The organism is bacterium (genome assembly GCA_040757115.1).
Classification (GTDB): Bacteria; UBA9089; CG2-30-40-21; order CG2-30-40-21; family SBAY01; genus JBFLXS01.
On record JBFLYA010000156.1, the window covers coordinates 1 to 8,676 of the forward strand.

The following is an 8,676-nucleotide window of genomic DNA, read 5'->3' on the forward strand; positions in this document are numbered from 1 at the left end:
GGAAAGTAGGAAAGGGGGAGACATTGCCCCCAGAAGAGGAATACCGTGCACATCCTTTATCCCTTTCCTACTTCCCTACTACCTACTTGCCTACTATTTTCATTCCCCCAAATAACTGATGTATTACATCTTTCCTTTTTCTCCTTCTCAACCTTCTTTTTACGCCTCATTCATACTTCCGGTTCGATAACCTTCCAGGTCAATGCTAATGTAAGTATAGCCAAGTTTTTTGAGATTAGCCACTATTTCCTTTTGCCTCTTCAGGAGGAGGGGTATTTCTTCTTCAAGCACTTCAATTCGGCAATAGTTTCCATAGTGCCTTATGCGGACAACAGATATGCCAAATCCTTTAATGAATTCTTCTGCAGATTCCACTATTTTTAGAGCATGAGGAGTAATCCGCATACCATAAGGGAATCTGGAGGCAAGACAGGCCATTGAGGGTTTATCGAAGGTAGGTAATCCCATCATTTTTGATATCTCTCGGATTTCATTTTTAGTCAATCTGACTTCTTCCAGTAAAGACCGAACGCCAGACTCTTTAATAGCCTCTCTACCCGGTCGGAAATCAGAAATATCATCCACATTTGAGCCATCGAGTATGTATGGCAGACCGTATTGTTTGGCAATCTGGCATAGTTGGTTGAATAATTTCTTTTTGCACAGGTAACATCTGTTTCTGGGATTATCCGCGAAGTCAGGGATTTCTAACTCATCCGAATCAATAATTAGATGTTTGACACCCAGTTTTTTTGCCATTGCCTTTGCAGATTCAATCTCTGATGTCGGGTAAAGTGGTGACCTGGCGGTGACGGCAAGGACTCTATCCAACAGCACATCACAGGCTATTTTTACCAGTAAGGTAGAATCCACGCCGCCGGAGTAAGCAATTAGCACACCACCCATTTCTGAAAGGATATTTTTTAATTTATCTATCTTTGAATAGTCAGTCGTCATAAAACTTATCCTTACCCACAAGTTTTAGTGGACACCGTGAAGCGTGAGAAGAAAGGGGTTTTAATAATTGACAATTGACAATTCACCATTCACCATTATTAAGGAAATTTAGGGAAAAAATTGTGAATGGTGAATTGTGAATGGTGAATTGTGAATGAATGCATAGTTAATAACATTGTCCAGTAAAAGATGTGGGTAAGGATAAGGTCATAAAAAGGTCTGACTCCTAATCCCTACATCATCTTTTCCGAAGTTAGTTCTATTGTTCGTCGGACTTCTTGTTTAAGATGTTCAGGGAGTCCTGGCACCTCCGGGTCTAAAAAGCCGCGCACGATTAATGCGGTTGCTTCATCTTCATTTAAGCCGCGACTCATCAAATAACACAATTGAGCCTCCTCGATTTTACCTACAGCGGCTTCATGGCTCAAATCACATCCTTCTGCCTTTGCCTCAAGTTCGGGGATAGAATGAATTTTTGCCTTATCACTTAAGAGTAGTCCACGGCAGTCAAGATGTGCTTTAGTTTCAGCCTTTTCTCCAACCAGATGTCCTCTGGCGATTATCTGAGTAGAGTCTCTGGCAATTGCTCTGGCAGTCATTTCCGCCCGTGTCCCTTCAGCCTTAAGCACTGCCCTTGAACCAACATCAAGTAGAGAGTTATCGCAACCATAAAGCAGAGTATGGTATCTGACACGGCTATTTTTGCCCATTAAATACGAGGTTGGATACATCTGAATGCTTTTAACGGGTTTAAAACAGATATAATTGGAGATGAATGTGCCACCTTCTTCGATAATTGCACCAGTTCTTGGTCTGACTTCAACATCTTCTGCCCAACCGTGAATCATGGTAAAGGTAATCGTTGCTCCCCTCTTCACATAAAATTCCGAGATGCCAATATGCATCCCACTCAAAACCAATGGATGGGTAGTACAGCCAGTGATGATATGGAGTTCTGATTTTTCTTCGGCAATAATGATATTATGCACAGCCTGTAATAATCCCGCAGTGCCAATGAACAAGCAGGCTTGCACTGGCATGCTCAATTTAACACCCTCATTAGCGCGGATAAAATAACCACCTGTCAGGTTGGTTTCTGTTCTGGCGGTGTATTTATCCATATCTACGGCCACTGCTTTCCAATAGTAATCTTTTAGCCAATCATACTGCTCAATTGCCTCAGGCGTACTTAATACCTCAACTCCTTTTATCCCTTTCTTCTGACAGGCAAGAATAGGCGTGTGGTCATACTGAAAGAATGTTCCCGAGCGTTTATTTTCATCTGAATTTATTCCTACTTGATGAGCTTTTTCAGCCACCTGGCCGGTTAATTTATCCGGGGAAGAAATCATCTCTACATAGGCTGGTTTTGAACTAAATTTATCAATGTCTATATCTGGACCGAGCAGAGCGGGTTTCTCTCTTACTTTTTCTGCAGATGCTTTTAATTCTTCTCTAAAATCAGTCATTTTTCATCTCCTTTTCAATAATGGCTTTCAATCCTGGTGGACAGAGTTCTAAATATTCACAAAATCCCTTTTGTTCAATGCGGGTAAATATTTCTACCGGGTCGCCCGTTTTAACAATCCTGCCCCCGCACATTACATGGGCTAAATCGGGTCTTAAATAAGGTAGAATATGGCGGTAATGGGTAACAACCAGACAGGCACAATGATTTTCTTCAATATACTCACCTAAATCTTTACCAATCATTTTTAGCGAGTCAATATCAACGCCAGAATCAGGTTCATCAAGAATCATTAATTTTGGTTTTGAGGCAAATATTTGAGCTACTTCTGAGCGTTTTCGCTCACCACCTGAGAAACCAACATTAACCTCTCTATCCCGAAAAACCTCTGGTAAAAGTCCTACTTTAGTCAAAAGAGGTGTGGCGAATGATTCTTGTGGTTCTTTAAACGAGTCCCAGAGAGTCTTACCACCGGCTATTCTGATTAAATCGCGCAATTTTACACCCCTTATCTCTGGTGGAGATTGAAAAGCAACTGACAATCCTAATTTTACCCGTTGATGAATTGGTTTAGAATTTAATTCAGTGCCAGCAAAGGTTATTTTTCCGCTTACCACCTGATAATGAGGGTAACCTAATAAGGTCATAATTAAAGTGCTTTTGCCCGAGCCATTTGGTCCCATCAAGATATGCACCTCTCCTTTTTCAATATTTAGATGGACGCCATTTAACACCTGCTTATTATTAACCTTTACCACTAAATCCTTTATTTCTAACAAACTCATTCTGAGAGCCTCCTTTATTTAATCCAGCCGCTAACCTCGTTGTCTTTGTGGGATTATTATTCTAACGCCAGAAATAATCCACCCTGCCCCCCCACCTCGGTTTAACTTCTCTTATCTTATTATTCCCACTTTCCCCTTCTTTTTGTCCTTTCCATCATCAACTACGAAGATATAGACACCTGATGGCAGGTCTTTTCCATCTTTGTTTTTCATCTCATACTCAAACTCTCCAGAGGAATTGGTCCTCTTTTCCCCTTCATATAAAAGCTCGCCGGCAATGTTAAAAACCTTTAAAGTTATATTTGTATCTTTTGATATATTCTTAAATGTTACTTTATTTACCTTCCTGGCTGGGTTTGGAAAACAATAGACTGAATTAAAGATTACAGGGACATCTATCTTCGCTGGTTGAGAATTTATCTCTAAAAGGCTATCCTGATTTCCTATCCTTTCTATAAACATTGTCTCTCTATTCTCTTCCATATCAAAGTTAAAATTTAATTGGGAAGAACCACTATCTTTGACCATAAATCTGACCTTTCCTAAAACGCCTGAATCCATTTCTTGTGGGTTCACTAAACCATAGGCATAGTCTATCCTTCCATTTTCTACCCTGTTTATAATCCGATAGGCATTTTCTGGCAGCCAATCTCCTTCTACTATTTTGCCTATTGGTTTAAGGATATTCTCATCATAGCTTAGATGAATCTCTCCACACAAAGAATCCCTGGCACCAGAAATAAGGATATTAAACTCTATAATCTCACCTATCTTTACATTATTAATAGATTCTGGCTCAAACTTTAAGGTAATCTTTCCACCTTCTCTTTTTGCCTTTAATGGTTTTATTCCTTCTAAAGTTTGTTGTTCACCAAAGTTTGCCCTGAATATCATAAAATCATCAATGTTTATTATGGCATCAGCGTTAAAATCGCAATTAGAATTATAATAAGTTTTTGAACCTAAAGTATCGGCAAGTGCTGGCCAATCTGATATATTTATCTGGCCATCGCCATTTGCGTCTCCTAAGATGAGGATAATTGTTCCCTGCTCAGTTGTCTCATTAAATTGTGTCTTTGTTATGATAACATCTGTCTTTGTGGCTGGTGTTGCCCCGGGATAGGTAAAGGCTAAGCTATAAGTTCCAACCTGGATATGGTCAAAGATAAACCTTGAGTCAGGAGTTGTTGTGGTTGTTGCACCCGTTTCAATTAATCTAACACTAATACTTCCAACCCTCTGTCCTGCGGTCCCAAAGTCAATAAAACAAAGCCCTGATATGTTGCCAAACCTTCTTAAAGAATAAGCGTTAAATACAACCAAAGAATCAGAAAGTCTTGCCTCTACGGTATAAGTTCCTGGCGGCTCTTTCCCTAAGATAAGATATGCGCCTGTTGTTCCATTGATGTTAGTTAATGTTTGGGTTTGGGATAGATTAAATCCAGATGCACCATCTGGACTATCTGTAATTTCCCAGTTTATCAAAACATCTGGATAAGGGTTATGATAAATATCTTCTACCTTTATCACAAAGGGATTAGGTAACGTCTCCTCGCAGTTGGCTCGCTGGTTATTTCCGCAGACATAAAGAATGGTTGTTGGTGTGCCTGTCACATAGATTATGCCATCTTCTTTATTGAATGGAATGGCGTTTGAAGATGCATCCCGAAGAGTGGTAGAAGTTCCAAAACACAAGGAAGATGTTCCTTCATCCTCTCCTCTAAATCTGATAGAGCATAAAACACCAGAACCTGTTGCTGAACCGATTAATCCAACAAAGTAATAAATACTTCCAGTGCTATTATCATATCGCTGAACAACCATACCTCCTTGCGGAAATTCACCAGAGGTGATGGTTGAAACCTCAAGGATATCCGGATTAAAGGAAAGAAAGAGCTCTGCTCCGGCCATATTCGTTACATCTTCTATCAGAACATCAACAGTAGATTCTGTGCCTCTGTGAATAACCTTTGATGATGGGACAATCCTTAATTTTGTTATTGTCGGTAATGTGTGGACAATTATAGCCTCAACTACGGAAAAGGTTCCATAATTGAGTGCTTTATCTGTCAGGGTTCCGTAGAGGGTATATGTTCCATCTGAAAGCCCACAATAAGATAAAGAAATGGTGCCATTATTTAAACCAAAGATTGTGGTTGTATTTGAGGCAAATATATGACCATCTCTTGCTAACACGATGGTGAATGTAGCGGGATTTTTCTCTGTCCAGATAAAGGCGACAATAATGGTTGCGGTTGCTGGTGTGGTATAAGGTATTGTTCCATCATTGATATTTGTTATTTCAACCATAGGTTTGGTGGTATCAACAATGGTTGAGGTAGTAGTTCCTGTAAATAATTCTTCATTACCTGCCATATCCTTTGCTTTGGTATAGAAGAACCATTTGCCATCTGTATTTGTGCCTAAATTACAGGTGAATGTTCCCGTAGTAAGTATTCCAGAAATGGGTTGATAGGTATGATAGTCCCATGTCCCTCCCTCTTTCATCTTATAAAGGTTAATTTGCTTAAGTCCTGATTTATCAAAGGCAAGGTAAGGAATCTTAAGGCTTGAGGTATTTGAGTATTCGGACAGAGAAAGGGGATAAGATGCAGGTAAGATACCATCTAAAGTAACTGGGACATCACATATCTTTGTGTATGTGTTTGTGCCAATGGTAAGATAACCTGTAAGTGTGCCATTGATAATATTGTCTCCATTCTTGACCGTGTAGGTTCCTGTATAGGTGCCTGGCTGTATTTCTGTCATAGTTGTTGTCGCCATACCAGAAATAACAAAGGTAGCAAAACCGTATGGCGTTCCATTCATAACTACCTCAAGAACCTTTCCAATTCCCAGGGATGTCGTGCCGGAATGGGTAAGGAAGGTAATGGCGTTTTCATTAGTTATTGGCAGAATATATCCCATAGAAAGGCTATAAAAGCTATTCTTGCATTCACCAATACATCCCTGACCACTGGAATCGACTAATTTATCCCCACCTGAAACCCTTATCCCACCACCCTGGTCTACCACTTGCCAGAAAACATTATCTGCATAAGAAGTGGTAGGGAAGACAGATAAAATAATTAGAGTTAATAAAACTCCTTTTTTATCTTGTAATCTAATCATAGTCGTTTTCCTTCTTTTTATCGTTTTGCGAGAAATTTAATCTTTATTCCTTTCTTCCAGCAATAACTAACGTATTACTTTTTATGTAACCGTTCAGGTAGTCTGGTATCTGGGTGTCTAAGTGTCTGGGTTACATAGATTACCAGACACATAGACACCCTTTACGCAAAATTGTAGGATTTGTTACTATCCTGATTTCCTGGCTGTTAACTGATTGCTGATACCTGATGGCTGAACGCTTACCTCTTTATCTACATTTTTTCGTAACTATTCACCACGAAGAGCACGAAGGACACGAAGATGTTACAGAACAAGTCTCTTTATGCCTTCTTTCAATCTTTCCACATTGAAATTTATCAACAGACTAACCTTAATATTTGCTAACTTCATTAGATATTTCATCAAATTTCACTTCGTGCCCTTCGTGGTTTAATCTCTTTTAGTCTAACACTGAAATAAGCGGTGAGCGAAGCGAATCCACTTCATTGATTGGTTAGGCAATCTCTCTCTATCTTCTCCTTAAATTCGATGTCTGACTCCGATTCCTTCTTATTTCAGCAAACGAATAAAACCTGCTTGTTCAAAGTGATGGTCGGTTGTCAAAGCTTCTCCAATACCACGCTGTCTCATCACTACAAAACTCGCACAATCCGCAAGGCTCCACTCCTTATCCTGATGGCTTCTGAATAGCTGCCAAGCCTGTTCATCAAGTCTCAAGTCCACATGCACAACTTCAACATAAGGTGAGTTTTTTAAACCTGCAATAAACGCAATCACTCTTGTCCGAGGAATGCGTAGAGGACTGGTCATTAACATTGCTAATTCAGCAATAACATAGTTAGTTGTAATGACTTTCCGTCCCTGTTGACGGGATGTCCGATAAATGGTTGCTGCCAACGCATGGTAAGGCTGCGTTGAATCAACCAAATTGCCCCATCCCGATGTGTCAGCAAATAGTTCAGACATATCAGTTATCCTTGTCTCCTTTATACTCTATTTGTTTCATCAAGTCCGCCCCAATGTATTTGTTATGTTGATCTGCCCAATCTGGAATGTTACTCTTGAACACCCCGATAAAATTTTCTACCGGATCTTCAACAGTAGTGCGAATGGCAGTCTTCAACCACTCGAGAGCCAATTTTTCAGGCGTCCGTCCTGTCTGTTTTGCCGTTCTTATTAGGGGTTCGTATATCTTTTCTGGCACTTCTAAAGTCAATGTATGTCCCATAGAACCATCTCCTTTTTATTTCTAATTTCCAATTTTAACTTCATTTTCTAACCGCAAGCTTTCAAACAAAAGTGAACCGTCCCCGAAATTCATAACTTATTGTCCTTCTTTTCTAAACAAATCTAAAAATCTATCCTCGTATAAATTATATAAATTCCAGCGATCTAATTCCTCTTTTAACTTATGAGCCTTTTGTTTATCCTGTTTTGACTCTTCAAATAGTTTTTCTATCTTTTCCATAATATTATCAGGGACTTTATGTTCTTTTTCTTCAGTCTTTTTCTCTTCCTGTCCAGGAAGAACACCTTTTATTTTATCCTCAATCATATCCATTTTCATTCCAATCTCTTGAATAGCAAGGTTTATTTCTGTCATCTCCACTCTAAAATTCAATAATTTTCCCAAAGTCTCGATTATGACTTTTGATGCCTTTGGATTTGGGAAATTAATCATATACTGTGGAATGCTGGCTAAAATGCAAGCGGCTTCTATCCCTAGTAGCCCGGCATAGGATAATAATAAACCATTTAGTCCTGAAATTTGTCCTCCTTTCATTATCTCTATCCCATGTTGATAGACATAATCTCTAATTGATTTATTATTTCCTACACAAAAGGGAAGCGAGTCATCTTTATGAGTAATAACTACCGGGAATGCCGCGGCGGTATAAATTCTTTGAACCTCAAGTTGTTTGGCAAAATCTAAAACCTTCAGCATTAAATGCAAACCCTGTAAATCTTTTAATTGAGCCTCACTTTCAAATATGAGTAAATTCAAATCCTTGTGGTAATAAAATACATTTTTAGGCACTGGCGGGAATTTGGCTATACCCTGTTCGATTATAACTAACTCTGGAGCTACTAATTGCTCTATCTCAATTTCGGCAAATGGAGTTGCCTTAAGCTTCCATTGTAAGTAATCTATTGCCCCTAAGGCAACATTACCTATTCCTGGCCAGGCCGCTATCATCACCGGCTCCTTTATCTTTAATCTTTTATAAATTTTTATTTCTGGTTGCATTGTCATCTATTAATATTACCAGATATGTTAAAAAAATGCAAGTAAAAAATGATTGACATTTTTTATTTCATAAGGTATAATTTTTT

General features: G+C 39.0%; 8 protein-coding genes and 1 pseudogene. 1 reads left to right on the forward strand and 8 read right to left on the reverse strand.

Annotated features, from left to right (window positions below; genetic code table 11):
• Window positions 1-159 precede the first annotated feature (159 nt).
• The 4 genes from larE to AB1422_13060 all read right to left on the reverse strand — a co-directional run bounded on the left by larE (window position 160) and on the right by AB1422_13060 (window position 6,342).
• Window positions 160-957 (reverse strand): ATP-dependent sacrificial sulfur transferase LarE, encoded by a 798-nt coding sequence (larE, locus tag AB1422_13045; protein MEW6620239.1) that lies wholly within the window; start codon window positions 955-957, stop codon window positions 160-162.
• Window positions 958-1,190: 233 nt separating this feature from the next.
• On the reverse strand, window positions 1,191-2,426 hold the full coding sequence (locus tag AB1422_13050) for a SufD family Fe-S cluster assembly protein (protein ID MEW6620240.1): 1,236 nt from the start codon (window positions 2,424-2,426) through the stop codon (window positions 1,191-1,193).
• Window positions 2,419-3,210, reverse strand: coding sequence for a Fe-S cluster assembly ATPase SufC (gene sufC / locus AB1422_13055; protein MEW6620241.1), 792 nt, complete (start codon window positions 3,208-3,210; stop codon window positions 2,419-2,421). Before sufC ends, AB1422_13050 begins: the two co-directional genes overlap by 8 nt.
• A 111-nt stretch (window positions 3,211-3,321) precedes the next feature.
• A complete protein-coding gene (locus AB1422_13060; protein ID MEW6620242.1) occupies window positions 3,322-6,342 on the reverse strand; it encodes a T9SS type A sorting domain-containing protein in 3,021 nt (1,006 codons plus the stop codon).
• 227 nt (window positions 6,343-6,569) lie between these two features.
• Between AB1422_13060 and AB1422_13065 the strand changes: the two genes are divergently transcribed.
• Window positions 6,570-6,692 (forward strand): hypothetical protein, encoded by a 123-nt coding sequence (locus AB1422_13065; protein MEW6620243.1) that lies wholly within the window; start codon window positions 6,570-6,572, stop codon window positions 6,690-6,692.
• Here the strand turns inward: AB1422_13065 and AB1422_13070 are convergent.
• The 4 genes and pseudogenes from AB1422_13070 to AB1422_13085 all read right to left on the reverse strand — a co-directional run bounded on the left by AB1422_13070 (window position 6,646) and on the right by AB1422_13085 (window position 8,590).
• Window positions 6,646-6,747: pseudogene (locus tag AB1422_13070) on the reverse strand (GxxExxY protein). The gene AB1422_13065 and the pseudogene AB1422_13070 sit on opposite strands and share 47 nt — an antisense overlap.
• 144 nt (window positions 6,748-6,891) lie before the next feature.
• Window positions 6,892-7,308 carry a PIN domain-containing protein gene (locus AB1422_13075; GenBank protein ID MEW6620244.1) on the reverse strand — a complete coding sequence of 139 codons (417 nt, stop codon included), beginning with the start codon at window positions 7,306-7,308 and terminating at the stop codon, window positions 6,892-6,894.
• 1 nt (window position 7,309) lies between these two features.
• Window positions 7,310-7,570: a hypothetical protein gene (locus AB1422_13080; GenBank protein ID MEW6620245.1), complete on the reverse strand. Its 261-nt coding sequence runs from the start codon at window positions 7,568-7,570 to the stop codon at window positions 7,310-7,312.
• 96 nt (window positions 7,571-7,666) lie between these two features.
• Window positions 7,667-8,590 (reverse strand): PAC2 family protein, encoded by a 924-nt coding sequence (locus AB1422_13085; GenBank protein MEW6620246.1) that lies wholly within the window; start codon window positions 8,588-8,590, stop codon window positions 7,667-7,669.
• Window positions 8,591-8,676: the final 86 nt, after the last annotated feature.